22 protein-coding genes are annotated in these 23,783 nt (G+C 67.0%); 12 read left to right on the forward strand and 10 right to left on the reverse strand.

Annotated features, from left to right (window positions below; genetic code table 11):
- The first annotated feature begins 234 nt into the window (after positions 1 to 234).
- From NA3_RS26755 to NA3_RS26795, 9 genes are all read left to right on the forward strand, one after another.
- Positions 235 to 1,071, forward strand: a complete 837-nt coding sequence (locus NA3_RS26755) for an MlaE family ABC transporter permease (protein ID WP_062966608.1) — start codon at positions 235 to 237, stop codon at positions 1,069 to 1,071.
- A gap of 4 nt (positions 1,072 to 1,075) precedes the next feature.
- Complete coding sequence (locus NA3_RS26760; protein ID WP_030514081.1) at positions 1,076 to 1,939, forward strand: ABC transporter permease; 864 nt, start codon at positions 1,076 to 1,078, stop codon at positions 1,937 to 1,939.
- A 10-nt stretch (positions 1,940 to 1,949) separates the two neighbouring features.
- The gene (locus NA3_RS26765; protein WP_062966419.1) at positions 1,950 to 3,452 is read left to right on the forward strand and encodes an MlaD family protein; all 1,503 of its coding nucleotides are present in this window, start codon (positions 1,950 to 1,952) and stop codon (positions 3,450 to 3,452) included.
- Positions 3,452 to 4,483, forward strand: a complete 1,032-nt coding sequence (locus NA3_RS26770) for an MCE family protein (protein WP_062966420.1) — start codon at positions 3,452 to 3,454, stop codon at positions 4,481 to 4,483. Before NA3_RS26765 ends, NA3_RS26770 begins: the two co-directional genes overlap by 1 nt.
- A complete protein-coding gene (locus NA3_RS26775; RefSeq protein ID WP_062966421.1) occupies positions 4,480 to 5,487 on the forward strand; it encodes an MCE family protein in 1,008 nt (335 codons plus the stop codon). The genes NA3_RS26770 and NA3_RS26775 overlap by 4 nt, the downstream gene beginning before the upstream one ends.
- On the forward strand, positions 5,484 to 6,572 hold the full coding sequence (locus NA3_RS26780) for an MCE family protein (protein WP_062966422.1): 1,089 nt from the start codon (positions 5,484 to 5,486) through the stop codon (positions 6,570 to 6,572). The genes NA3_RS26775 and NA3_RS26780 overlap by 4 nt, the downstream gene beginning before the upstream one ends.
- On the forward strand, positions 6,569 to 7,663 hold the full coding sequence (locus NA3_RS26785; RefSeq protein WP_062966423.1) for an MCE family protein: 1,095 nt from the start codon (positions 6,569 to 6,571) through the stop codon (positions 7,661 to 7,663). The genes NA3_RS26780 and NA3_RS26785 overlap by 4 nt, the downstream gene beginning before the upstream one ends.
- Complete coding sequence (locus tag NA3_RS26790) at positions 7,660 to 8,829, forward strand: MlaD family protein (RefSeq protein WP_062966424.1); 1,170 nt, start codon at positions 7,660 to 7,662, stop codon at positions 8,827 to 8,829. The genes NA3_RS26785 and NA3_RS26790 overlap by 4 nt, the downstream gene beginning before the upstream one ends.
- A gap of 61 nt (positions 8,830 to 8,890) precedes the next feature.
- Positions 8,891 to 9,763: a hypothetical protein gene (locus tag NA3_RS26795; RefSeq protein WP_062966425.1), complete on the forward strand. Its 873-nt coding sequence runs from the start codon at positions 8,891 to 8,893 to the stop codon at positions 9,761 to 9,763.
- Positions 9,764 to 9,911: 148 nt separating this feature from the next.
- On the opposite strand, the gene NA3_RS26800 is transcribed toward NA3_RS26795, so the two are convergent.
- From NA3_RS26800 to NA3_RS26825, 6 genes are all read right to left on the reverse strand, one after another.
- Entirely contained in the window at positions 9,912 to 10,538 is a 627-nt protein-coding gene (locus NA3_RS26800) for a ribonuclease H family protein (protein WP_062966426.1), read from the reverse strand.
- A 10-nt stretch (positions 10,539 to 10,548) separates the two neighbouring features.
- Positions 10,549 to 11,055, reverse strand: coding sequence for an SRPBCC family protein (locus NA3_RS26805; RefSeq protein ID WP_062966427.1), 507 nt, complete (start codon positions 11,053 to 11,055; stop codon positions 10,549 to 10,551).
- A 226-nt stretch (positions 11,056 to 11,281) separates the two neighbouring features.
- A complete protein-coding gene (locus NA3_RS26810) occupies positions 11,282 to 12,013 on the reverse strand; it encodes a hypothetical protein (protein ID WP_062966428.1) in 732 nt (243 codons plus the stop codon).
- A gap of 368 nt (positions 12,014 to 12,381) precedes the next feature.
- Positions 12,382 to 13,173 (reverse strand): TIGR03084 family metal-binding protein, encoded by a 792-nt coding sequence (locus tag NA3_RS26815; protein ID WP_062966429.1) that lies wholly within the window; start codon positions 13,171 to 13,173, stop codon positions 12,382 to 12,384.
- A gap of 55 nt (positions 13,174 to 13,228) precedes the next feature.
- Positions 13,229 to 14,584 (reverse strand): DUF445 domain-containing protein, encoded by a 1,356-nt coding sequence (locus NA3_RS26820; RefSeq protein ID WP_062966430.1) that lies wholly within the window; start codon positions 14,582 to 14,584, stop codon positions 13,229 to 13,231.
- Between the two features lie 125 nt (positions 14,585 to 14,709).
- Positions 14,710 to 15,714, reverse strand: a complete 1,005-nt coding sequence (locus tag NA3_RS26825) for a zinc-binding dehydrogenase (protein WP_062966431.1) — start codon at positions 15,712 to 15,714, stop codon at positions 14,710 to 14,712.
- A gap of 304 nt (positions 15,715 to 16,018) precedes the next feature.
- Here NA3_RS26825 and NA3_RS26830 point away from each other — a divergent pair, with 304 nt between their 5' ends.
- Complete coding sequence (locus tag NA3_RS26830; protein ID WP_062966432.1) at positions 16,019 to 17,068, forward strand: AurF N-oxygenase family protein; 1,050 nt, start codon at positions 16,019 to 16,021, stop codon at positions 17,066 to 17,068.
- A 25-nt stretch (positions 17,069 to 17,093) separates the two neighbouring features.
- Here NA3_RS26830 and NA3_RS26835 read toward each other — a convergent pair whose 3' ends face one another.
- Complete coding sequence (locus NA3_RS26835; protein ID WP_062966433.1) at positions 17,094 to 17,828, reverse strand: TetR/AcrR family transcriptional regulator; 735 nt, start codon at positions 17,826 to 17,828, stop codon at positions 17,094 to 17,096.
- Positions 17,829 to 18,113: 285 nt separating this feature from the next.
- On the opposite strand from NA3_RS26835, the gene lon reads away from it, so the two are divergent.
- Positions 18,114 to 20,561, forward strand: a complete 2,448-nt coding sequence (gene lon, locus NA3_RS26840; protein ID WP_062966609.1) for an endopeptidase La — start codon at positions 18,114 to 18,116, stop codon at positions 20,559 to 20,561.
- Positions 20,562 to 20,652: 91 nt separating this feature from the next.
- Here the strand turns inward: lon and NA3_RS26845 are convergent, their stop codons facing one another.
- The 3 genes from NA3_RS26845 to NA3_RS26855 form a co-directional block, all read right to left on the reverse strand.
- On the reverse strand, positions 20,653 to 21,270 hold the full coding sequence (locus NA3_RS26845; RefSeq protein WP_063917790.1) for a DUF1707 SHOCT-like domain-containing protein: 618 nt from the start codon (positions 21,268 to 21,270) through the stop codon (positions 20,653 to 20,655).
- A 168-nt stretch (positions 21,271 to 21,438) separates the two neighbouring features.
- Positions 21,439 to 21,927 carry a PaaI family thioesterase gene (locus NA3_RS26850; RefSeq protein WP_084491898.1) on the reverse strand — a complete coding sequence of 163 codons (489 nt, stop codon included), beginning with the start codon at positions 21,925 to 21,927 and terminating at the stop codon, positions 21,439 to 21,441.
- A 32-nt stretch (positions 21,928 to 21,959) separates the two neighbouring features.
- A complete protein-coding gene (locus tag NA3_RS26855) occupies positions 21,960 to 22,514 on the reverse strand; it encodes a TetR/AcrR family transcriptional regulator (protein ID WP_062966435.1) in 555 nt (184 codons plus the stop codon).
- A gap of 90 nt (positions 22,515 to 22,604) precedes the next feature.
- Between NA3_RS26855 and NA3_RS26860 the strand changes: the two genes are divergently transcribed.
- Positions 22,605 to 23,729 carry a DNA polymerase IV gene (locus NA3_RS26860; protein ID WP_062966436.1) on the forward strand — a complete coding sequence of 375 codons (1,125 nt, stop codon included), beginning with the start codon at positions 22,605 to 22,607 and terminating at the stop codon, positions 23,727 to 23,729.
- Positions 23,730 to 23,783: the final 54 nt, after the last annotated feature.

The raw sequence follows: 23,783 nt of genomic DNA on the forward strand, positions 1-23,783 counted from the left end.
TAGAACCTGTTCTAGGAAATGGTCGTGTTCTTTGTGATCGATACCAGTCGGGTGTGCCCGATCACAGGCCCGGAACCAACGTGATCTGGGTCTATGACCACAGCCACACTTTGTGCTGTGTTTTTCCTAACTCCGTAGTAAGGTGCCTCAAGCGAAACAGTCGTCGGGGCGGGTAACCGGCGTCGAGAGGGGTAGCCAGTGCAAGTCACCAACGGTCCGGACGGGTCGGGGGCAATTAGTTCACCATCGAGAACGAGTGCCGCGGCGGACTGGACGAAGGCGTACTGGCAGGATCACCCCAAGCGGTCTCTCGAGACCTTCGGCCGACAGATCACGATGGGCTTCTCCGCGGTCGCGGAACTGTTCGTCGCCATCTTCCGGCGTCGCTTCCCGTTCGGTGAATTCGTCCGGCAGTGCGCATTCATGGCCAGCGTCGCAGCGGCCCCTACCTTGCTGGTCGCAATTCCGATCGGCGTCATCGTCTCCATTCAGGTGGGTTCGGTCGCGCAGCAGGTCGGCGCCACCTCGTTCATCGGCGCGGCCAACGGCCTGGGCATCATTCAGCAGGGCGCGCCGCTGGTCACCTCGTTGATGATCGCCGGTGCCGTCGGCTCGGCCATCTGCGCCGACCTCGGCTCCCGCACCATCCGCGAGGAAATCGACGCCATGAAGGTGATGGGTGTCGACCCGATGCGCCGGCTGGTGGCCCCCCGGCTCGGCGCCGCCATGCTGGTGTCGGTGCTGCTGTGCGGCTTCGTGATCTTCGTCGGCTTCCTGACCGGCTACATCTTCAATATCTTCGCCCAGAACGGCACCCCCGGCTCCTATATCGGCACGTTCGCGTCGTTCGCGGTGACCAGCGATTTGCTGGTGGCGTTGATCAAATCGCTGATCTTCGGCCTGCTGGCCGCGATCATCGCGTGTGATTCGGGCTTGAACACCCGCGGCGGCCCGGGCGGTGTCGCGAACTCGGTCAACACCGCCGTGGTGCTGTCCGCGCTGATGCTGTTCGGCACGAATCTGATCATCACGCAGATCTACAACGCCCTGTTCCCCCCACAGATGGTTTGAGCCGGTGTCGTCAACTTATGTTCCGCCGCTACTGCGGCCTCTACAGCGGATCCGCAGCTCCGCCGGCGCCCCGCGGGACTGGCTCGCGCGGGTCGGTCACCAGGTCTTCTTCTTCCTGCGCTCGATCGGCTCGATGCCGTTGGCGCTCAAGCACTATCCGAAGGAAGTCTGGCGGCTGCTCTCGGACGTCACCTGGGGTAACGGCAGCCTGATCGTCGGTGGTGGCACCATCGGCGTGGTTCTCATCCTCAGTGCCTTCGGCGGTATGACCGTCGCCATCCAGGGCTACACTTCGCTGAATCTGCTCGGATTGAGCCCGCTGACCGGTGCGATCTCCGCCTTCGCGACCACCCGTGAGCTCGGGCCCATGCTCGCCACCCTCGCATTCGCCGCACAGGCCGGCTGCCGGTTCACGGCCCAGCTGGGTTCGATGCGCATCGCCGAGGAGATCGACGCGCTGGAGTCGCAGGCGATCCGGCCGCTGCCCTACCTGGTCAGCACGCGGATGATCGCGGCGATGATCGCGATCGTGCCGCTGTACTGCCTGGCGCTGCCGGTCGCCTACCTGTCGTGTTCCATCACGGTCGGGTTCATCGGCGGCACGGCGTCGGGCACCTTCCAGCACTACTTCTATCAATTCCTGGTACCGCACGACGTGCTGTGGTCGTTGCTGAAAGCCATTCTCTTCGTGGCCATCACGACCTTCATCCAGTGCTACTACGGCTTCTTCGCCTCGGGTGGTCCCGAGGGCGTCGGTGTGGCCGCGGGCCGTGCGATCAAGCTCTGCATCATCGCGGTCGTCTTCGCCGACCTGTTCATGACGCTGGCCATCTGGGGAGTGAACCCGGGCATCAGGATCTCGGGATAGGGGCCTGAATATGATCATCGATCCGAGTGGCCGCGGACCGACGATGCGGCAGCTGCTCATCGCGGGCGTCTGCGGAATCGTCGTCGTCGCCGCGGCGCTGACGCTGCTGATGGCCCGCTACAAGGGCTACATCCTGAACCCGAAGGTGGAGGTCACCGCCAACCTGACCACCACCGGTGACGGCCTCCCCGCGCAGGCGGACGTGAAGTTCCGCGGCGTGCTGGTCGGCGCGGTCAAGGATGTGTCGGTGGCCGCCAAGGGCGAGCTGCAGCAGGTGCACATCAACATGAAGCCGGACTACATCTCCGATATCCCGGCCAATGTCACCGCCCGCGTCGTCCCCAGCAACCTGTTCGCCGTCACCTCGGTCGAACTGGTCTACAACGGTCCCGACAACGCCTCGCTGAAGGCCGGTTCGCAGATCGCCGAGGACCACAGCCAGGGCACCATCGCGCTGCAGGACACGCTCACCACGGTCCGCACGATTCTGAACAAGATCGACCCCATGCAGCTGGGCCGGGTGCTGAGCACCCTGTCCTACGCACTGGACGGCAGCGGCCGGGTACCCGGTTCCACCGTCGAGCGGCTGGACAACTGGTTCACCCAGGTCCGCGCCGCGGTGCCGAATCCGGAAGGCACGCTGAACGATTTCTCCGCCTCGTTCCACGCGCTCAACCAGTCCGCGCCGGATCTGATGACGACGCTGTCGGAATCGGTGAAGACCGCGCAGACCATCGCCGACAAGCGCAGTGAGCTGGCCGGTCTCATCACCGGCACCTCCGCGACCATCGACAAGGTCAACAACCTGTTCGCGCGCAACCCCGACGTCGGCAAGCAGCTGACCTCGGGCACCGGTGACATGTTCGGTGCGCTCACCGAGGACCCCAACGCGATTCCGCAGGCCATCGCGAGCTTGAACGCCTCGGTCCGCAAGCTGAGCACCACCTTCCACTGGGGTCCGCAGCAGCAGATGATCTGGAACGCGGGCCTGACCTTCACGCCGTACAAGCCGTACGACCGGTCCGACTGCCCCCGCTACGGCGACCTCGCGGCGCCGAGCTGTGGCACCGCCCCGGTGGTCTCCGATATCGGCCCGCCGACACCGGCCCTGAAGCCGCGCACGCTGGACGCCTCGCAGGGGCTGCCCAAGCTGCCGCCGATGCCGGGTCTGCCCGCCATCCCGGGCGTCACGACCGGTGACACCGCGCAGACGGCCGCTCCGCAGCAGGCGCCCAAGCCGGGCAACCCGTTCGCCGGAACTCCGTTGGAGGGTCTGTTCCCGCAGCTGCCGGGCCTGCCGGGTGCGCCCGCGGCCCCCGCGCCGCAGCCGGCTCCGGCCGCTGCTCCGGCGGCGGACGGGCAGAAGCCGGCCGCGGGGCCGATCGCCTACTACACCGGACGTGACGCGATGAGCGCGCTGCTCGGCCGGGAGCCGACGACTGCCGAATATCTGCTGCTGAGCTCGATCCTGAGGGGTGGAACCTTGCAAGTATCCGAAAGCGGTGCCAGCTGATGAGAGGTATTCGCAAACCGCTGATCGGGTTCGGTATCTTCGCCATCGTCTCGGTCCTGGTGACCGTGGTCATCTGGAATACGCTGGCGCGCACCGTGAACGGTTCCACACACAGCTATTCGGCGATCTTCACCGATGTGCTGGGCCTGCGGGAGGGCGACGACGTCCGGATGGCCGGCGTACGCGTCGGCAAGGTCACCAAGATCGAGGTCGAAGGGCAGCACCAGGCCAAGGTGTCGTTCATCGTGCAGAGCGATCAGACCGTGTACGGCAACACCAAAGCCCTTGTCCGATACCAGAATCTGATCGGCCAGCGCTATGTGGCGCTGGCGCCGGGCAACAAGGGTGACAATTCGGCACTGCGCAACAACGCGACCATCCCGGTCGAGCGCACCGAACCCTCGTTCGATATCTCGGGTCTGCTCAACGGTTTTCAGCCGCTGTTCGAAACCTTGCAACCCCAGCAGGTCAACGACCTGACCAACACCTTCATCCAGGCGTTGCAGGGCGACGGTGTGTCGCTGAGTTCGTTCATCACCCAGGCCGCCGCGGTGGCCGGTGACTTCCAGCGACGCGACGTCATCCTGGCCGACGTGATCACCAAACTGTCGGGCGTGATGTCGGGACTGGCGAAACGAGGTGATGAATTGGAGACACTGGTGACCCAGACCCGCGCGCTGATCGGCGGGCTCTACGAGCAGGGACAATCCCTGCAGGCGTCGACCGTCCAGATCGCGAATGCCACATCCTCTCTGGTGAATATGGTCGATCAGGTGCAGCCGAAGATCGCGGCCGCGCAGAACTCGTCCACCGACGCGCTGACCATGCTGATCAACAACGGCTCGAAACTGGATCAGGCCGCGATCGATCTGCCGGGCATCCTGGCCGATGTCGGCAAGTTCACCTCCGACGGCGCCTACGCCAACGCCTATCTGTGCACGCTGGACGTTTCGCTGTACGGGGTGCTGTTGCCGCGAGGTCTGGTCAGCCAGATCGGCGGACCCAACCACTCGGCGGTGTGCCGCCCATGACGACATTCGGTAGGCGAATCAGGAATCGTTTCGAGAGCAACCGCTTCTTCTGGCTCGGCGTCATCGGCGCCGTCCTCATCGTGGTGCTGCTCGTGGTCTCCAGCGGTTACAAGAAGCTGGGCGTCGGCACCAAGGACGTGCAGGCGGAGTTCGTGCAGACCGCCGGCGTCCAGACCGGTGACAAGGTCAACCTCGCCGGTGTGCCGGTCGGCACGGTCGCCGGGGCGAAACTCGAGGGTGACCACGTGCTGATCACCCTGCACGTGAACAACGACGTGAAGCTCGGCCCCGATGCCCGCGCCTCGATCAAGATGGCCACGCTGCTGGGTGCGCGCTACGTCGATCTCGACCCGGGCAACGGTAAGGGCTTGCCGGGCAATCGGATTCACAAGTCCAACACCAAGGTTCCCTACGACCTGGCCGACGTGGTGCAGATCGGCACCCCGAAGTTCGAGGCGCTCGACACCCAGAAGCTGGCCGAGTCGCTGAAGGTGCTCGGTGATCAGATCGACGGTTCGCCGCAGCTGACCGCACAGGCGCTCGACAGCGTCGGCGCGCTGGCCAAGACCATCAACGATCGGCGCGACCAGGTCGACGGTCTGCTCAAGGATTTGGACAAGGTCACCAAGATCCTCGGCGACAACCGCAACAGCCTGCTGCTGGTGATCACCCAGGGCGAGGCCATCGCCAGCCGGGTGATGGAACGCCAGGAGCTGCTCAAGCAACTGCTGAACAACACCGCGACCCTGACCAAGCAGTTGCAGCAGATCGGCGCGGAGAACAACAACCAGCTCGGACCGACCATCGAACAGCTGAACACGATGGCCCAGGGCCTGCAGAAGAACAAGGACAACCTGGACAAACTGTTGACGATCATGCCCGCCTCGCTGCGGCAGTTCAACAACGTGTTCGGCAACGGCCCCTACGGTGAGGTCGGTGTGCCGTGGCTGTTCCCGGACAACTGGTTGTGCTTCGCCCGAGTGATCGAGGGGTGCAAGGGATGATGCTGAACAAATGGCTGGCCCGTGCCACCAAGTCGGTCGCGATCGGCGCGGCCGTCCTGGTGGCCGGCAGCTGCGGTTCGGTGCAGAACGCGATGGGCGGTTCGACCCACATCACCGCCGACTTCCGCAATATCGCCGGCGTGTTCGAGGGCAATCCGATCACCGTGCTGGGGCTCGAGGTCGGCAAGGTCGACAAGATCATCCCCAAGGGTGAGTTCGTCGAGGTGCACATGACGGTGAACCACGACGTGGACATCCCGAAGAATGTGACGGCCGCGATCGTGTCGCCCTCGATCGTGACCAACCGGCACATCGAGCTGACCCCGCGGTACACCGGCGGGCCCAAGCTGCCGGACAATACGCACCTCACGGTGCAGCAGACCCGCACCCCGGTGGAACTGGACACGATGATCAAGACCATCGACCAGTTCACCGCCGCGCTGAAGCCGGCGCCGGGCCAGAGCCAGGGACCGCTGTCGGGCACGCTGCTCTACGACATGGTCAACGGCCAAGGTGAGCGGATCCGCGACACGCTCAACGCGCTCTCGGGTGCGTTGAAGGTCGGCGTCGACAACAAGGACGCCATCTCGACCATCATCATCAAGCTCAACGAACTGACCTCGATGCTGGCCGACAACGACCAGTCGGTACGCGAGTTCAGCAACAAGGTCACCCAGATGTCGTCGCTGCTGGCCGAGCAGGCGCCCGGTCTGCAGGCCACGCTGGATCAACTCAACGACTTCCTGTCCAACACCAGCGGCGTGTTCAGCCAGTACCAGAGCCAGTTGTCGGAGAGCCTCACCGGACTCACCAAGGTCACCGACCAGCTGCGGCAGAACGCGGCCGGCGTGGTCGAGACCGTCGACGTGGCGCCGCTGCTGCTGCAGAACCTGGACCGTTCGATGGACCGCAACCGCGGCTTCGTACGCCTGCACGCGGTAATCGGCACCGCACTGTCCGGCGAGATCGTCAGCCTGTTCTGTGAACGCATTCAGATGAGGGCCGACGGCTGCCGGACCGGCAAGATCGAGGATTTCGGGCCCGACCTCGGGTTGTCCGCCGCACTGTTGGGACTGACGAAATGACGGCATCGACGCGCCTGCGGCGCACCTGGCTCGCCCTCGGCGTCTCGGCGGCCGTGGCGGCCTCCGGCTGCGGTCTGACCGTGGAGAGCCTGCCGCTGCCCAAACCGGGGCAGTCCGGTGAGACCTACACCCTGCACGCGATTTTCGCCAACGCGCTCAACCTGCCCGATCAGGCCAAGGTCAAGATCGGTGGTTCCGATGTCGGTGTGGTCACCCACATCGCGACCAAGAACTACCAGGCCATCGTCGACATGAACGTCCGCAAGGACATCACGCTGCCGCGCGAGTCCACCGCCGAACTGCGGCAGGCCACTCCGCTGGGCGATGTGTTCGTCGCGTTGTCGAAGCCGAAGTCCGACGAGACCACGCCGATGCTGAAGGACGGCGACACCATCGGCATCGACCACACCTCGGCCGGTGCCACCGTCGAGGAACTGCTGCTCTCGGTCTCGATGCTGTTCAACGGCGGCGGCGTGGCCGCGCTGACCAAGCTGACCTCGGAACTGGATTCGGTGGTCGGCGGCCGGCCCGAGCAGCTCGCGAGCCTGATCAAGCAGATGACGAGTGTGGTCACCACGCTGCACGCCAACAGCGAGCGCATCGACAGCACGCTCAACGGCTTCGACGCGCTGACCAACACCATCGAGGCCAATCACGACCAGCTGGGCCAGGTGGCGGATTCGCTGCCGCAGATGATCGGCGCCATCGCGGAGAACAACAAGCAGATCGGCGATCTGCTCGGCAAGATCTCCACCACCAGCGCGGCGCTCGGCGATTACGCCGAGACCAGCCACGATCAGCTGGCGAGCCTGCTCGAGAACGTGCACAAGCTGATGGACGCGTTGTCGCGGGCCGGCAACGACCTCGGTCCGGCGCTGGACGCGCTGCACGAGATCCGGCCCAAGGTCGACGCGTCGTTCAAGGGCAACACCCTCGCCGTCGCCGCGACCCTGACCCAGCTCGACATCGGCCTGCTCACCGACCCGCCGCACAGCAAGTTCTGGGATCTGCGCGATCTGCAGGACATGGCGGGCAGTCTGATCCAGGTGCTGCAGATCGTCTACGGCCGAGTGACAGGGGGCCATCGATGAGCTGGCTGCTGCGACACAAACTGCTGATGTCCACGATCGGGCTGGTGATCGCCTTCGTCTTGGGCGCGACGTACCTGGCGGTGAACGTCATGCGGATCAATCCGCTGCGCAGCACCTATACGGTCACGGTCGCACTCGACCGCTCCGGCGGTCTGCAGCCGGGCAACGACGTCACGCTGCGCGGATTCCGCGTCGGCAAGGTGAATTCGATCAAGCTGGCGGATCGGGGCGCCTCGATCGCGGCCGAGGCCCAGATCGACACCCGGTACAAGATTCCGAAGGCCACCCAGGTCGTCGTGCACGCCCTCTCGGCCGCCGGTGAGCAGTACATCGACTTCCAGCCCGAGACCGACCAGGGCCCGTACCTCACCGACGGTTCGGTGATCCCGTTCGATCCGCAGAAGGTGCAGACCCCGACCCCGGTGTCGGCGGTGCTGGAGAACGCCAGCGGATTCTTCGATCAGATCGACCCGGACCGGTTCAGCACCATCCTCACCGAACTCGACACCGCGCTCAGCGGCGGACCGGATCAGCTGCGTGACATGGTCGACGCGCTGAGCCTGGTGACGGCCGGTCTGGACAATCTGCTGCCGCAGACCACCAATCTGCTCACCAACCTGCGCACCATCGCGTCGACCACGTCGAACGCGCAGCCCGATCTGAGCACCCTGACGCAGAACTCGTCGACGTTGTTCACCCAGTTCAACAACGCCAACGACGAACTCCGCAAGGTGCTGGACCAGGCCCCGGCGCAGATGAAGTCGCTGGGTGCGACGCTGGACGAGACCACCGATCCGATCACCAGCCTGGCGACCAACTTCGTGGCCGTCACCAAGGCGGCGCAGCTGCGGCTGCCGGCGCTGCGGGCGCTGTTCCCGTCACTGGTCGTCGGCAGTTCGGCCATGGGGGTGCCGGCCCACGACGGGGAGTTCTATACGATCCTCGATATCTGGCCGCGCCCGTTCTGCCAGTACTCACACGCGCCGGTCGCACCGTATGTCGCGACCGACGGCTCGTTCCCGAAGTGGAACTATTGCACCAACGCACCTCCGGACCAGCAGATCCGTGGTTCGGCGAACGCGCCGCGGCCCGACGTTCCGAACAACGGAGCGCAGATGCCGTCGGGTGCCGATCCGAACGCTCGGACCCCGAAGCCGGTGCGGTAAGTAGAGTGGCCCGAAACATACGGCGTGGTTTCCACATGCCGGGAAGGTGACAGATCGATTCATGTCCGATGACGACACCGCCAAGGACAAGGCGAACAACGATGCCGAGTCGACCGAGAAGGTCGGCGCGGCGCAAGACAGCACCGCCGCGGACGCAACGGTCAAGTTCGAGTCGGACTCGTCGGTTGCTGCCGCCAAGGATGCCGATACCGCGAAGGCCGCCGCTGCGGACGAGACGGTGAAACTCCGGACCGCGGAGCCGGCCTCGTCCGGTGCGCCGACGGCCGGGTCGGCGGCTCCGGCTCCCGCCGGCGCGTCGTCCTCCGGGAAGAGCACTCCGTGGGTTCCGATCGTCGCGGCCTTCGCCGCCGGTGTGCTGCTGGTGGCCGCGATCACCGCGGTGGTGGTCTTCTATCTGAAGGCCGACAATCGCGAGGATCAGCTCGCCGCACGCGACGATTCGACCAAGGCTGCGTGCGATTTCGGCAAGGCCGTGGCCAGCTACGACTCGAAGGATCTCGACGCCTACTTCAAGAGCGTCAACGATCTCTCGACGGGTGAGTGGGGCAAGTTCTTCAGCGGCGCCTCTGACACGCTGAAGCAGGCCATGGTCAGCGTGCAGGCCAAGTCGAAGCTGGACGAGATCCACTGCGCGTGGGAGTCCGGCAACGACAGCCAGGCCAATGTGGTGCTGGTGATCACGCAGGAGCAGACCAACCAGGCCGTCCCGCAGCCGGACAAGCTGACCATCCCGGGCGTGGCCCAGATGGAGAAGCACGACGGTAAGTGGCTCGTCGCGAAGTTCGACTCGCCGGTCACCAAGGGTATGGGTCCGTCCGGTCCGGCGCCGGGTGCGCCGCAGCCGGCCCCGGGTACCAGCCCGCAGGCCAACGGCGGAGCCCAGCCCGCACCGGCTCCGCAGCCGGGTAACTGAATCCGGTTACAAGACAACGCGTTCCGGCCCCGCGACGGTTTCCGTCGCGGGGCCGGAACGCGTTCGAGGTGGCGGCAACCGGGCGCCTCCGGCGGTGGGCCGACCCACCACCGCCGGAAGCCATTCAGTTGGCCTGACGCGTGCCCGGTCAGAAAAGGGTGAGGGAGTCCGCGGTTTCGGCCGTCGCGCGCCCGCGTTTCCGCCGGGACGCCGGCTTGTCGGTGACGACGACCGTCAGCGGCGTCGTGGCGGCGGTGTCGGACATCGTCTCGGCGGGTGCGGCGGTGCGCATCGCGGACGGCAACGGCGGCAGATCGTCGATACCGTTCGGCGTCGCATCGGCCCGGCCCGCGGCGGCGCGGGCGGCCTCACCGGCGAGCTTGTCCGCCTGTTCGTTGTAGTAGTTGCCGACGTGCCCGCGCACCCAGCGGAACCGCACCGGCCCCGGGCGAGTGGCGATCGCGTGATCGATCCACTGCACGAGCTCCACATTCTTCACCGCGCTGCCGGTGGCGGTGCGCCAGCCGTTGAGCCGCCAGCTCGGTAGCCATTCCGACGCACATTTGATCGCGTACAGCGAATCGCTCTCGATGAACAGCGGTTCGGCACCCGGATGCGCGCGGATCGCCTCCAGCACCGCGCGTAGCTCGGCCACCTGGTTGGTGCCGGAGGCCGCGCCGGCGCTGGCCGAACTGCCCTGATGATTGACCCACGCCCAGCCGATGGCGCCGCCAGGATTGCGCAGGCAGGATCCGTCGGTGCTCACGATGATCATGACCGGTACCCTACGCAATCCGGCCGACAAGATCCGTGCCGTGGAATTCCTCGATCTCCCTGCGCAATTGTGACTCGCTGCGCCGCACCGCCGCCTGGGCCAGCGCATCGATGACCTTGGCGGCCGGCCAGCCGCGCGCCGGCGGGTAGTCCGCCTCCGACGTCAGCACCGACCGGCCGTAGCCGAGCGGATCGAACCGCAGCGTCAGGGTGGCCAGCGCGGGCCGGGCTTCCTGGTCCTGCGCAGGCGCCACCTTCCCCGGCCGGCGCCTGCGCAGGGTGTACCCGATGACCGCGTTGCGGCGGTACTCGGTGATCTCACAGTCGACCGTGGGATGCCACAGCCCGAGCCGGAACGTCGCCGCGTAGACCGCCCCCGGTCCGTGGCCGGCCTCGCCGACCGGTTCGAACGCTGCGATACCGAACATCCAATCCGGGACGAACAGATGGTTGTCGGTGTACGTGAATGCGACCTCCACCGGAGCCCCGACGTCGCTCGCGTACCTGATGTGGCCCATAGGCCCTCCCTGTTCCACGCTTGGCCACAAAAGTACTACAGAATTCCTCTTTATTGAACGGTTACCGGGGAATAACGTGCGCTCCGCACGTCGAGTGGCGAATAACCGCTGACGAGGACAAATGCGGCAAACGACCAGTTCGTTTCGAGTGTGCTCGATGGGAGCGGGCACAGACGACAACCGGCCAGGCACCTTGACGGTACCCGGCCGGGAGGGTGTCGAAACGCTATGCCTGCGTGGAATCCGGTGCGGCCGTGGTCGACCCGGCATGGTCCGTGTCGATCTGCTGCGGATGCTGCGACGGCACCGGAGCCGGCCGCGCGTGCCGCTGGACCTGTACGTCGTGCCGGCCCAGCAGTGGATCGCTCATCGCGACGCTGAACTCACCGCTGTGCACGTCGACGTCGGTGCGGAACTGGGTCACCGTATTCGGCGCGGCGCCCGGCTGATGATCCGGGGAGCCGTTGGCGCCCAGGGCGGACGGCACATTCGTGTCGAAGGTGACGGCGAACGAATGCTGTTGTGTCCTGGACAGATTCGCCCCGACGTAGGTTTCACCGGCGAGGTTCAGGCGGCCCCCGACGCCGCCCGGACCGGTTGTCGCCGATGATGTTTCGGTGTCCGGCGAGCGATCCGCCGGTTCCGGCAGGAGAAGCGCCGGCGCGGCCTCGGCCGCGAAGGCCGGCAGGCGGCGCGACGCCGCGGCCGGCTCCCACGAACCGGTGGTGGCCGGGGCGGTGTTCGGTGACGCCTCGGATCGGTGGGTGCCGGGCGCCGGGACGAGCGTGTCGCCCCGCTCGCCGGATCCGATGACGGCCGGCAGGCCTGCGCCGCCGATCTGGTTGACGACGTAGGTTCCGGCGGCGACGGTCAGGCCGATACTCGCCATTCCGGCGAGCACGACAGCGGTGTGTTGCAGAATTTGGCCGGTGGACCGGGACTGCGTGGACTGAGCCATGGCGGTGCGTCCTTCCCTCTCCCCTGGTTCCCCTCGTGGCCGACCCGCACCGTTGAAAGTCGTACGCATGTCCAGGTTACTGCCCGGCGCAAGGGGATTCCGAGGCCCTGCGGTCAAGATCACAACAGCGGGCGTAGCGGCGTGAAAACCGCTGTTCACGCCATCCGGTCGGTGCCGGTGCGCCGCCGATCGCCGGCGGGTGCCCAGGTTTGCGCCCGTCGGACCCCGGGTAACCCGAGAAGGCTGGCGAGCGTCAACTTCGAGCTGCGGTCTCGAAGTCCTCCGGCCAACGGCGTCCGGTCGGCCACAAGCACGTCGCACCCTGAGTCGGCGCTCGCCCGCTCTATCCGGAAGTCCGCACCCGCAAGTCAGGCGAATCGGCCCGCTTCGCGCCCCGATCCCGGCGGCCCGGCGAAGGCCTGCGCGATCGTCAACCATTCCGCCGCGTCGGTTCCCGTAGCGACCAGCGGTAGATCGTCACGATGCCGGCGCTGCGTGACCAGCAGGCAGAAGTCCCACGCCGAACCGCTTACGCGCTGCGCGGCATCCTCGGGACCCCAGCTCCAGACCGACCCGTCCGGTGCGGTGAGTTCGACGCGGAACGGTTCCGCGGGAGCCTGTCGACCGTGCACGGTGTAGGCGAAATCGCGGGTCCGCACGCCGATATGCGCGATATTGCGCAGGCGCGCCGTCGGCGTCCGCTCCGCGCCCAGCGCATCGGCGACGTCCTGACCATGTGCCCAGGTCTCCATCAACCGCGCGCTCACCATCGACATCGGGCTCATCGGCGGCCCGAACCAGGGCAACTTCGTGCCCGCGGGCACCGCTCGCAGCGCCTTCGCCAAACCGGCCCGGCCTCGACGCCACCGCTCGAGCAGTTCCGGCGGCGGTGTGGTCGCCACCTCGGCGGCCGCGTCGTCGACGAAGGTCGCGATCTTCGTCGTGGCCTCGCGCAGCAGCTCGGCGAACGCCGCGGCATCGGTGGCCGCGATCGTCGAAACCTCGTCGGTCCAGGTCAGATGAGCGATCTGATGGGCGATGGTCCATCCCGGGGCGGGAGTCTCGCGCGCCCAGCCGGCCGGTTCCAGCGGGGCGACCAGACGGTCCAGGTCCGCGCATTCGGCCTCGAAGTCGTCGAGCAGCGCCTCTAGGTCAGCCATGACGGAAAGCATGGCAACGCCCCGAAAAAAATGCAAGCATGCGTGCTTGTATTTATCACCAGCCGAAGATCAGCAGGTGCACGCCGCCCACGGCCAGCCCCAGTGCGGCACCGTGCAGGTACAGCAGCCAGGCGTCCTGTTCGACCGAGGCGTAGAACATCTCCATGAACTCACCGGGCGTGAGCTGCTTGAGTTTGCGCGCCGCGAATTCGTCGATCTTCTTGGCCTGGTCCAGGGCGAAGGCCTCGTCCTGCACCAGGCTCGGCGCCAGGCTCACCGCGGCCCCGGCGGCGCCGACCTGCAGGTTGTCGAATTGCCGCGCACCGAAGGCGGCGCGCACCACCGAGCGCGTGGGTCCCAGCTGGGTGCGGATCTCGTCGGCGATCAGATGTTCGACGAGCTGACGGGTCTTGTCTCCGTTGGGCCCGTCGAGCAGTTCCGCCGCCAGATTCGGCAGGGTCAGCACCTGATAGGCCAGAATCTGGGCGAGGTCGTCGGCGGCCTGCGGTTGCCGCTTGGCCAGCAGCGCCTGACGCCAGAGGTATTTGTACCGCGGCTGCGGATCGCCGGGCTCGAACACCATCTTGATGGCGATCATGTTCACCAGCACGCCGATGGTGGCGGCCGCGGCCAGGACCACCAGCCATCCCGGGATCCAGCCGATCACCGGAATGTCGTAGTGGACATGCATGTACAGCGCCAGCAGGACACCGAAGGGCGCGCCGAGCAGCCCGATCCGCACCATGAACCGCAACTCCGGCGCGGCGATCGTGGTGGTCAGATCCTTCAGGATCTCCGGATTGGCCCGCAGATAGCGGATGACGAAGCTCTTGATGTCGATCAGCTGGTCGACATTGTCGCCGAGTTGCTCGAATCCGCGGCGGCACAGTTTCGGCAGTTCGCGGTCGATGCGCTGATAGAGGATCTGTTTGGCCGGGCGCGGCACGGCCCGCCACAGTTCCGGATTCTCCCGGTACATCACATCGTCGACGATCTGCTGCAACTGTTCGTGCGCGCGGTCGGCGATGTAGTCGGCGATACCTTCCAGATCGAGTTCGTGGATGAAATCGCGCGGGCTGCCGATCCGCATGATCGCCATATCCACGCAGATGCTGGCCATCTTCTCCGCGCGGGCGGGGATGAAGCCCTGGAAGCCGAGTTGTCTACCGTCGCCGGAAAACGTCGGCAGCACCTGCACGCGGCGGGGGAAATACGGATACAGCACCTGCAGCCCCGGGATCCGGACGCCGCGAAATTGCAAGGGCCAGAACAACATCAGCACACCGGTCCAGTTGGTGAGCCAGCCGGCCACCGCACTGAAGATCGGGAAGGTGATCAGATCCACGACGAATTTGGACTGTCCGGTCAGTTGTTCCCAGTCGATGAACACACCGCCGGCGACTACCGCCATCGTGGATCCCCCTTGCGCCGTGCGGACTTGCGAGTTGACTGGGTCCCCACATTCTCACCGGGGCCAGACCGTGTCAATGCGGCGGGGCAGCACTTGCCCTGGTCGGCGGGGCAAACGCACCCCGTTCAGGGGCGCAGGACGAGTCGAATCGGATTGCCCTGTTTGGTTTCCAGTGCCCGCACCGCGTCCGGTGCTTCGGAGAGCGGCAGCACCGCGCTGACCGAGCGGGCGAGATCGAGGCGATGCAGCCGCCGCAGCGTCACCAGTTCGGTGACGTGCGCGGGCTGCGATCCGTAGTGTCCCCGCAATTGCTGCTGGAAGAAGCTGAAACCGATACCCCCGGTGATCGTGATCGGCTTGTCGGTCAGGCCGACCAGAACCAGGCGCCCACCCGGGCCCAGGCAGGTGACGGCCTGTTCCCGCACCGCCGCGACTCCGGCGAAATCGAAGGCGGCCGCCAACCCGGCGCCGCCGGTCGCGGCGAAGATCTGCGATCGCAGGTCCGGATCGGCCGGATCGAAGGCCAGATCCGCGCCGAAACTCAGCGCCCGCTCCCGCGCCGCGGGCAGCGGATCCACCGCCACGATCGGCGCCGCACCGACCATGCGCAGCAATTGCACGCCGTGGGCACCGAGGCCGCCCACACCCCAGACTCCGACCGGTTCGGCGGGCCGCACCTGGGCGGTCGCGGTGATCGCCGCCCACGGCGTGGAGACCGCGTCCGGGATGAAGCAGGCCTGTTCGAAGGGCAGATCGTCGGGAATGGGAACGAGTGTGTCGACCCGGGCCAGGGTGTATTCCGCCCACCCGCCGTCGTAGTCGACGCCGCGGGTGAACACCGCGCCGCCGCGTAGTTCGCCCGCTTGCAGCAGCACCCGGTCCCCCACCTTCGCGCCGGTCACCTCCGGTCCGAGGGCGTGGACGGTGCCCGCGACCTCGTGGCCGAGTGTCACCACGTCACCGGCGAGCATCGCCGGGGTCAGCGTTGCGTCGATGAGATGGACATCGGACAGGCAGACGCCCGCCGCTTCGACCTTGACCAGGACGTGGTCGGGCCCCGGTTCCGGTGTCGGCACGTCGTCGAGTTCCAGTCGGCGGCGTGGTCCCAGGTGAAGGCGTGCGGCCAGCATGTCGGGTTACTCCTCGTGGATCGGGCGGGCGGACCCGCGAACCCGGTCGAGTATCGCACCGGCATCGCGATTTCGGCCGCGGTTGCGAACGGCAGTCGCGGGCGCCGGGCGACTCACCGGGCTCCGGGGATTGTGTGGGACTACGAGTCCCATATATCCTCGAAGGGCCACACCTGCTGGGTGTCGACCGCCGCCGGGGCCGCGCCTCGGGGGCCGGGAGCTAGGAGGCCCGATGAGCCACACCGCGAAGCCCGCTCGCCGGGCCGACCGGGTGCGGGGGTCCCGCAGAGCACAGGAGACATCGATGACGCTGTCGAAATCCATCCGTACCGACATATTCGGCCCGGACTACCGGGAAACGCTGGCGATCCTGTCCGAGGGATCGGTCCATCGCAATTTCGATCCCTATCTCGATATCGATTGGGATTCACCGGAGTTGGCGATCGATCCCGACGATCCGAGATGGGTGCTGTCGCCGGAGCTCGACCCACTCGGTGGTACCGACTGGTACAAGTCGCTGCCGCTGGAGCGCAGGATCGAGATCGGAAAATGGCGCACCGCCAACGTGATCAAGGTCGGCGCCGCTTTCGAGAGCATTCTCATCCGCGGCATGATGCAGTACATCATGAAGCTCCCCAACGGATCTCCGGAGTTTCGCTACTGCCTGCACGAGATGACCGAAGAGTGCAACCACATCCAGATGTTCCAGGAGCTGATCAACCGGATCGGCGTGGATGTCCCGGGGATGCGGCCGCTGTTCCGTGCGTTGTCGCCCTTCATCGGCGTGGCCGGCGGCTACGCGCACGCCATCCTGTTCATCGGCATCCTCGGTGGTGAGGAGCCGATCGACCACTATCAGAAGGCGATCATCCGGGAGGGCGAGGCGATGCCCCCGGCGGTGCTGCGGACCATGCAGATCCACATCGCCGAGGAGGCCCGCCACATCTCCTTCGCCGGCGAGTTCCTGAAGGCGCATATCGAGCGGATGAGCCCCTTCGGTAAGGGCATGTGCGCGTTGGCGTTTCCGATCACGATGCGCTGGCTGGCCGGTGAGATCATGGCGCCCCCGCGCTCGTTCGCGAAGGAATTCGACATTCCGCGCGAGGTCGTCCGGGAAGCGTTCTGGGACGGCCCGCATGCGCGGCAGATCCTGTCCGGCTACTTCGGCGATATGCGCAAACTCGCCGATGAGCTGGGGTTGATGAATCCGGTGACCCGCAAGCTGTGGTCGCTGCTGCACGTCGACGGCGAACCGTCGCGGTATCGCGGTGAGCCCGGGCGGCGGAATACGGCGGCCGCGGTGGCGGGCCGGTTGCCGGTGGTCGGCTCTCTCGTCGGCTGGTTGGCGGCCTGACGAGCCGGGACCCGGCGGCGCCTGCTCAGGTGTCGTCGGCTCCCTCGGCCAGCGCGTTGATCAGTTCGATCAGCGGCAGTTCGGGATCCAGGGTCAACCCGTGGGCGCGCGCCGCGCCGTCGAGCACGCTCCAGGCGTAGCCGGCGACCTCGGATATCAGCTGTTCGCGACTCAGCAGTGGGTCCGGGTCCCGCGCCCACCGGCTGACGGTCGCCTCGGTCATCGACACGATGGCGAAGGTCATCGTGTCGGCCGTAGCCTCGTCCACCACGCCGATCACGCCCGCCAGGCTCGAAACCAGCAGCCGGGTCCGAGCCGCGATGGTGGCCTTGATACTGCTGAGCGCGTCCACATCGTCGGGATCCCCCATCGCCGGCCCGCTGCGCGCGAAGTCGTACAGCCGCGCATGCTCGGTGAGCCAGTCCGCGACCGCGGCGATCGTGCGATGCAGGATTCGGTGGATCGATCCGTCCCAGATATCCAGCGCCGCGTCGACGGTATCGATGAACTGCTCACTGATCGCGGTCCGAGCCCGGCGATCGAGTTCGTCGCGCCCCGAAAACTGCCGGTACACCACCGATTTGGCCAGCCCCGCCCGCGCGGCTATCTGTTGCATCGAGATCTCGGCACCTCCGCCGGACTCCTCCAGCAGCTCGATCAACGCCCCGACGATCCGACTCCGCCGCCGGTCGTTGTGCGTCTGCCACCGCGCCTGCCGCCCCCCGATCGGGGCCGGTTCGGACGGGGAGGGAATCGCCACGCGCTCGAGTCTAAAACACCGGCCGTCCCGCGAACGGGCTTCTGTTGCGGTCTGCGGTCGTCGCCTTCGGGCCCACCGAGCGAGGTTTGCTGGCCCTACCACGTTCGCTGCCGGTGAACAAGGGGTTGGAACAACTCGGCACACTCTGTAGTTGAGTAGGTAACGCTCAACCCTGGAGGCGAAGAAACACAGGATCCGGGGCATGCTTTGGAAGGGGCTGAATCTGTGAGTACTCCACAGCGTCTGCCGGTGCTATTTCTGACCGATCCGGTCGTGTTGCCGGGCATGGTCGTCCCCATCGAGCTCGACGAATCGGCACAGGCCGCCATCGACGCCGCACGGGCCGCGAAGTCGGACTCCGTGCTGCTCGCACCGCGTCTGGACGAGGGCTATGCCGCCTACGGTGTGATCGCGACCATCGAACAGGTCGGCCGGATGCGCGGCGGCGCCGCTGCCGCGGTGTTGAAGGCCGAGCAGCGGGCGAAGATCGGGCACGGCGTCACCGGCCCGGGCGCCGCACTGTGGGTGGAGGCCGAACCGGTCGACGTCCCGGCACCCGACGGGCGCACGAAGGAGCTGGCCGCCGAATACAAGCAGCTGGTCGTCTCGGTTCTGCAGCGTCGCGAAGCCTGGCAGGTCATCGATGTGGTCAACCGGCTGACCGACCCGTCGGCCCTGGCCGATACCGCCGGCTACGCGCCGTATCTGACCGCTGAGCAGAAGCGCGAACTGCTCGACACTCCCGATGTCGCCGAGCGCCTGACCCGGCTGATCGGGTGGACCAAGGACCACATCGCCGAGGTCGAGGTCACCGAGAAGATCAGTGAGGACGTGCGCGAGGGCGTCGAGAAGTCGCAGCGGGAATTCCTGCTGCGCCAGCAGCTCAACGCGATTCGCAAGGAACTGGGCGACGGCGAGCCCGACGGCGCGGACGACTACCGCACCCGGGTGGAGAACGCCGAGCTGCCCGACAACGTCCGTGAGGCCGCGCTGCGCGAGGTCGACCGGCTCGAGCGCAGCAGCGACCAGAGTCCGGAATCGGGCTGGATCCGCACCTGGCTGGATACCGTCCTGGATCTGCCGTGGTCGGTGAAAACCACCGACAGCACCGATGTTTCGGCTGCCCGCGCCGTGCTGGACGCCGATCACCACGGGCTGGAAGAGGTCAAGGACCGCATGGTCGAGTACCTGGCCGTGCGCGCCCGCCGGGCCGCGCGTGGTCTGGAGGTCGTCGGCGGTCGTGGCTCCGGCGCCGTGATGGTGCTGGCCGGACCTCCCGGTGTCGGCAAGACCTCGCTCGGTGAGAGCGTGGCGCGGGCCCTGGGCCGCAAGTTCGTGCGCGTCGCCCTGGGCGGTGTACGCGACGAGGCCGAGATCCGCGGTCACCGGCGCACCTACGTCGGTGCCCTGCCGGGCCGGATCGTGCGCGCCATCAAGGAGGCGGGTTCGATGAATCCCGTTGTCCTGCTGGACGAGATCGACAAGGTCGGCTCGGACTTCCGGGGTGATCCGGCGGCCGCGCTGCTCGAGGTGCTGGATCCGGCGCAGAACCACACCTTCCGCGACCACTACCTGGATCTGGACCTGGATCTGTCCGATGTGCTGTTCATCGCGACCGCGAATGTCATGGAGACCATTCCCGGCCCGCTGCTGGACCGCATGGAACTGATCACCGTCGACGGGTACACCGAGGACGACAAGGTGGCCATCGCCCGCGACTTCCTGGTGCCGCGGCAGCTGGAACGGAACGCGCTGACCGCCGAGGAGGTGTCGTTCACCGACGAGGCGCTACGGGAGATCGCCGCCAACTACACCCGGGAAGCCGGTGTGCGCCAGTTGGAGCGGCTGCTCGCGAAGGCGTTGCGCAAGGCGGCGACTCGGCTGTCGCAGGACGAGTTCGGTGCGCAGCCGGTTGCGGCGGACGGTGATTCGGATGCCACGGTGATCGACCTGGGCTACGATCCGTCGCTCGGTTACGGGGAAAACGCCGGTGCCGCAGCAGATTCCGATCCACTGGTGATCGGCCTCGGCGATCTGAAGGACTACCTGGGCCGCCCGCGCTTCACCCCCGATTCGGTGGAACGCACCTCGGTCCCCGGTGTGGCGACCGGCCTGGCCGTCACCGGCGCCGGTGGCGATGTCCTCTACATCGAGGCCAACGCCGCCGAGGGCGAACGCTCGCTGACCCTGACCGGCCAGCTGGGTGACGTCATGAAGGAATCCGCGCAGATCGCACTGACCTACGTGCGCTCGCACCTCGAAGAGATCGGCATCGAGGCTCCATCCGATGCCGCAGCTCCCGAGGGCCTACGTGGTTACGCTCCGGCCCGCCGGAGCGCTGCGGGGGTGCTGGATCGCAATATCCACATCCACTTCCCGGCGGGTGCCGTGCCGAAGGACGGTCCGTCCGCGGGCGTCACCATGGTCACCGCCCTGGTGTCGCTGGCCCTGGGCCGGCAGGTCCGCGCGGACGTCGGCATGACCGGCGAGGTCACGCTGAACGGACGGGTCCTGCCGATCGGCGGCGTGAAGCAGAAGCTGCTGGCCGCCCAGCGTGCCGGTTTGAAGACGGTCTTCATCCCGGCCCGCAACGAGCCGGATCTGGACGAGGTCCCGGCCGAGGTGCTCGCCGCACTGGATGTCCGCCCGGTCGCCGACGTGGCCGACATCCTGGCCTACGCCATCGAACCGGTCGCCGAACCGGCCTACGAGGCGTTCGCGGCCAGCGCCTGATCGGACGACCGGCTCGCACGAGTCGAGAGGCCGTTCACCCTCGGAGGGTGAACGGCCTCTCGCCGTATTTCGGCCTCCTCGCCGTGCCCGGTCACCGGCGAGGGCGGCGCAGCAACCAGGCCCAGAAGGAGCGGCGAGGCGGTTCCGGATAGCGGGCGCGGATCGAGCCGGAGGTGACGGACCCGTCGACTCGCAGGGTCGGACAGCCGGGCAGCGGCGGTTCGGTCACCCGGTTCTTCGCCTTCCCGCTGACGAAGGACACCCGGTCCAGATCCACCTGCCAGCCGCGTGGGACGGTCAATCGCAGACTGCCGGAAGCGATTCCGACGTGCACGTCCACGACGGCGTGCGGGCAGATCGCCTCGGTGAAGTCCAGGCGCACCGAACCGGAGGCGGCGGAGACGGTGATCTCGGCGGGCACGATCCACTGACCGTCCTTGCGCAGCGAACCACTGACGGTGCTCAGCACCAGGGGTTCGCGCGCGGCCGCCACCGGCAGATCGGCGGTGACCGCGGCGAGCTCCTCGCGAGTGTTCGCCGCATAGGCGACGGCCAGGCGCCGGTCGAGCTCGGCGAGATCGAGGGAGCCGTCGTTCAGTGCCAGTCGCAGCAGTCGCTCCACCTGGGCGCGTTCGTGGTCGGTGATGCGTACCGTGGGGGCCGGTCGGTCACGGGCGATGTCCGGGCGGCGGTCCGGGGATTCGGTCATCGGCACATCCTCATGGTCGTGATGCCGAAATCCTACGTCCGGTGCCCGCCCGGGATATCGGTCGGCGCGACCCATGTGTGCTGCCGTGCCGGGTGTGCGTGCTCGCCGACCGTGGTGTGGTGCAGCGGCCGTAAGGATCATCTCGCCGGTGCGCCCAGTAATCCTCGCCTACGGCTCACGTGATCCGTTGGTGGGCAGGGTGCGCTCGACGACGCGCACTGTGCCCTGCGCGACCGCGCATATCGTGCTGGAACCTTCACTGTCGCAATAGATCTCGCAGCGGGTTACGGCTTGGCGGCGGGTGGCGTCGGTGACCGTCGCGTGCGCGCGGAGCCGGCCGCCCCGCGCGGGCCGCAGATAGGTGACGCTGAAGCCGCCGGTCAGTACGTTCGGGCCCAGCGCGGAACCCGCGGCGAAGGTGAGCGCGTTGTCGGCCAGATAGGCCATCACCCCGCCGTGCACGAAACCGAACTGCTGCGCGTGCTCGGGGGCCACCTCGACCACCAATGTGGCCGCGCCGTCCGCGAACTCGGTGATCTCGGTGCCGACGTGCTGCGCGAACGGCTGCGCGGCCAGCACCGCGCGAGCCTGTTCGAACGTCAGTTTTTCGGCCGCCGCACCGTCGGTGGAGCCGTTTACCCGAGTCGGAGGGTTCATCGTCACGTCCTTTGTTGTCGAAGCCGTGGTCATCAATCGCTGCGCAGCGATTTCCATGCCGCCGTTGCCAATTCCGCCGCGACGTCGGCCGGTGCGATCCGGATACTGCCGCCGAGCCACTGCCGCGAGTACTCCTGGGCCGGCCCGAGCCACAGCGCGTAGAGCACGTCGAATTCCAGTTCGCGCACCGCGCCGTACCGGGCATGGGTGCGCCACCAGCGCGCGACCGAGGTGAGGAATTCCCGGTTGCTCTCGCTGTCGCGCACTCCGGGCGGCCGCGGTGAGATGAGAATCGTCGCGCGGTATCGGTTGTCGGTCACCCACCGCAGATGTTCGACGACTCCTGCGGTGACGCCCTGCTCGGCATCGGCGCTGTCGGCGATGCTCGCCCAGAAATGCCGCTGGTAGTCGGCCAGCGCGTTGGCCCACACCTGCCGATACAGATCGGCCTTGTCCGGGAAGTGGTGGTACAGCGCGCCGACGCTGGCACCGGCATCGGCCCTGATCCGGCTCAGCGTCGCGTCGAGCGCCCCGTGCTCGGCGAACTGCCGCTCGGCCGCGAGCAGCAACCGATCCCGAATCTTCATGACCAGAATTTAGTTCTGTTTTTCGGCGAACGCAAGGCGCTACCTGCGAAGTCCCACCGGCTGTCGGTGCCGTGCGGTAAGAACGGAATCGTGGCCAGGTGGCTGTTGCATGTCGACCTCGACCAGTTCCAGGCGGCGGTGGAGTTCCGCCGTCATCCCGAGCTGCGTGGGCAGCCGGTGATCGTCGGCGGTAACGGCGACCCGAACGAACCGCGCAAGGTGGTCACGTGTGCGTCGTATCCGGCGCGGGCCTTCGGCGTGCGGGCGGGAATGCCGCTGCGCACCGCCGTCCGCAAATGTCCGGACGGGGTGTTCCTGCCCTTGGACATGACCACCTACGAGGAGGCTTCCGACGAGGTCATGGAGGTGCTGCGGAGATTCCCGGTGCGGGTCGAAGTGCTGGGCTGGGACGAGGCATTTCTCGCCGCCGACACCGATGATCCCGAGCGACTCGCGCGCGAAATCCGCGGTGCGATAGCGGAATTGAACCTCACCTGTTCGATAGGTATCGGCGACAACAAGTTGCGCGCGAAACTGGCGACCGGATTCGCGAAGAGCGTGGGCAAAGGCACGGACGCGAAGCGCGCGAAGGAGGTTGCGGGACAGGAGCATGCGGACGGCGAGGCAGCGGTGCCCTCCCCGACGGCCGACCCGGGCGCGGGAGTCTTCCGGCTCACCGCCGAGAACTGGAACGAACTCATGGCCCACCGACCGACCAGTGCGCTGTGGGGCATCGGCACTCGCATCGCACAGCGAATGTCGGCCCTGGGCATCGATACCGTCGCCCAGCTCGCGGCCGCCGACCGGAATGCCCTGGCCGCCGAATTCGGCCCGGCCACCGGTCCGTACCTCTGGGTTCTCGGCCACGGCGCCGGCGACACCGATGTGGTGACCGAGCCACGAATCCCGGTGGGGCGCAGCAAATCCGAAACCTTCCCGCACGATCTGACCGATCGCGAGGAGATTCGTGCGCAGGTGGCGCGGCTGGCCCGCGAGGTCGCCGAGGAGATGGCCGCGGCCGGCCGGATCGGCACGCGGGTGGGAGTCACGGTGCGTACCAACACCTTCTACACGCGCACCAAGCAGAAGAAGTTGCCCGAACCGACGATCGACGCCGAGGCGATCACCGCGGTCGCGCTCGAGATCATCGACCGTTTCGAACTCGATCGGCCGGTCCGGCTGCTCGGGGTGCGACTCGAACTCGTCCCGCAATAGCCGAGTCCCCCGCGTTTCCGTGCCGGGATGCCGGATATGTCTCGGTGGTGGCGG

It is taken from the genome of Nocardia africana NBRC 100379, assembly GCF_001612635.1.
In the GTDB taxonomy this organism is placed as follows: Bacteria; Actinomycetota; Actinomycetes; order Mycobacteriales; family Mycobacteriaceae; genus Nocardia; species Nocardia africana.